Origin of the sequence: Allostella sp. (assembly GCF_041913585.1) — a bacterium.
Lineage (GTDB): Bacteria > Pseudomonadota > Alphaproteobacteria > ATCC43930 > Allostellaceae > Allostella.
The window spans coordinates 1,818-4,476 of the sequence record NZ_JAYSFE010000213.1 but is presented as its reverse complement, the minus strand read 5'-3'; the positions used below and the strand labels follow the sequence as shown (position 1 = coordinate 4,476).

At 74.5% G+C, this 2,659-nt stretch carries 2 protein-coding genes; both read left to right on the top strand.

The window, feature by feature from the left end:
* Positions 1–1,278: NTP transferase domain-containing protein (locus ACE3Q3_RS23050; RefSeq protein ID WP_374449988.1), on the top strand; the 1,278-nt coding region annotated here is incomplete at its 5' end.
* Complete coding sequence (locus ACE3Q3_RS23045) at positions 1,275–2,501, top strand: aminotransferase class V-fold PLP-dependent enzyme (protein WP_374449986.1); 1,227 nt, start codon at positions 1,275–1,277, stop codon at positions 2,499–2,501. The genes ACE3Q3_RS23050 and ACE3Q3_RS23045, both read left to right, overlap by 4 nt.
* Positions 2,502–2,659 lie beyond the last annotated feature (158 nt).

The window sequence follows — 2,659 nt, the reverse complement described above, 5'->3', positions numbered from 1 at the left end:
ACCCTGCCGCCCTTCACCCCGGTCGAGGCGGGGCAGATGGTGGCGACCATCAAGATCATCCCCTTCGCCGCTCCCGGCGCCGCGCTCGCCGCCGTGATCGCGGCTGCCGGCGAGGATCTGGTGCGGGTCGCCCCCTACCGTCCGCTGACGGCGATCCTGGTGCAGACGCGGCTGCCCGGCATGAAGGAGAGCATCCTCGACAAGACCGTCGCGGTGACGCGCCAGCGCCTGTCCGCGGTCGGCGGGCGGCTCGCCGAGGAGTGGCGGACGCCGCACGAGGAAGCCGCCGTCGCCGCGGCCGTGGCGCGGGCCCGGGCGGCCGGTGCCGACCTCCTCCTCGTCGCCGGCGCCTCGGCGATCGTCGACCGGCGCGATGTCCTGCCGGCGGGCATCGAAGCCGCCGGCGGCACGGTCGAGCATTTCGGGATGCCGGTCGATCCCGGCAACCTGCTGCTGCTGGCCCGGCTCGGCGAGGTGCCCGTGCTCGGCCTGCCGGGCTGCGCCCGCTCGCCCAAGCTCAACGGGTTCGACTGGGTGCTGCAGCGCATCGCCGCCGGCATCCGGGTCGACCGAAGGGCGGTGATGGCGATGGGCGCGGGCGGCCTGCTGGCCGAGATCCCGACCCGGCCGCAGCCGCGCGCCGAGGACGGCACGCCGGCGGCGCCGCGGGCGCCGCGGATGGCGGCCCTGGTGCTCGCGGCCGGCCGCTCGACCCGCATGGGTGCGGCCAACAAGATGCTGGCCACGGTCGACGGCAAGCCGATGGTGGCGCATGCGGTCGACGCCGCCCTCGCCTCGAAGGCACGGCCGGTCGTCGTCGTCACCGGCCACGACCCGGGGGCGGTCATGGGCGCGCTCGCCGGACGCGACGTCGCCTATGCCCACAATCCGGACTACGCCCAGGGCCTCGCCACTTCGCTCGCCGCCGGCATCGCCGCCCTGCCGCGCGACATCGACGGCGTCGTCGTCTGCCTCGGCGACATGCCGCGCGTCACCCCAGCCGTCCTCGACCGGCTGATCGCCGCCTGGAACCCGGTCGAGGGCCGGGCCATCTGCGTCCCGATGGCCGGCGGGCGCCGCGGCAACCCGATCCTGTGGTCGCGCCGCTTCTTCGCCGAAATGGCGGCCATTCATGGCGACACCGGCGCGCGCGGCCTCCTCGCCGCCCATGCCGACCAGGTCGTCGAGGTCGAGACCGGGTGCGAAGGCATCCTCATCGATGTCGACACGCCGGAGGCGCTGGCGGGACTGGCCCGGGACCGGACGCCCGTCGCATGAGCTTCGATCCCACCCGCTTCCGCGCCGAGTTCCCGATCTTCCGGGCGCCCTTCGACGGACCGCCGCTGCACTATCTCGACAGCGGCGCCTCGGCCCAGGTGCCGCAGCGCGTCATCGACGCCGTCGCCCGGCACGATTCGACCGCCCGCGCCAACGTGAAACGCGGCGTCCACCGCCTGGCGGAGGCGGCGACCGAGGCCTACGAGACGGCACGCTTCGCCGTCGCCCGCTATCTCAACGTCCCCTCCCCGCGCGAGGTGATCTTCACCAGCGGCACCACCGGCGCCATCAACCTCGTCGCCCGCAGCTTCGGCGACGGGCTGGCGGAGGGCGACGAGGTGCTGGTCTCGGTGCTGGAGCACCACAGCAACATCGTCCCCTGGCAGCTCCTGCAGATGCGGCGCGGCATCCGCCTGTCGGTCATCCCCGCCACCGCCGACGGCCGGCTCGATCTCGACGGCATCGAGGAGCGGATCGGGCCCCGCACCCGCCTCGTCGCCGTGACCCACTGCTCGAACGTGACGGGCGCGGTGACCGACCTGCCGCGCATCGTCGCGGCGGCCCGGGCCCATGGCGCCCACGTGCTGGTCGACGGCGCGCAGCGGGCGCCGCACGGGCCGATCGACGTGCCGGCGCTCGGCGTCGACTTCTATGCCTTCTCCGGCCACAAGACGTTCGGCCCCAACGGCGTCGGCGTCCTCTGGGGACGGGCCGAGCTGCTGGAGGCGATGCCGCCCTTCCTGGGCGGCGGCGAGATGATCAGCCACGTCAGTTTCGAAGGTTCGAGCTGGGCGCCGATCCCGGCCAAGTTCGAGGCGGGTACGCCGCCCATCGCCCAGGCCGTCGGCCTCGCCACGGCGCTCGACTGGCTGGCCGAGCAGGACTGGTCTTCCATCCTCGCCCACGAGATGCGCCTGACCGGCCGCATCCTCGACGGGCTGGCCGCGGCACCCGGCTGCCGGGTGCTCGGCCCGACCGGGCTCCAGCAGCGCCTCGGCGTCGTCTCGTTCGCCCTCGACGGACTCCATCCGCACGACGTCTGCCAGTTCGTCGACGCCACCCACGGCGTGGCGCTGCGCGGCGGCCACCATTGCGCCCAGCCGCTGATGGAGCGCTTCGGCCTCGTCGGCACCGTCCGCGCCAGCCTCGCCCCCTACAACGACGACGGCGACATCGACGCGCTGCTCGCCGGGCTCGACCAGGCGATCCGCCATCTCCGATAGCCGCCCATGCGTGCGCCCCCGAGCGGCTCCGGAGGGTGGCGTCGCAAGGCCGCCGCCCGTAGAATGCCGGCCGAGGTCCGACCTGCCATGATCCGCCGCGCCCTCGCCACCCTTCCCGCCGCCGCGCTCGCGGCACTTCTCGTCGCGTCCGCCGCCCA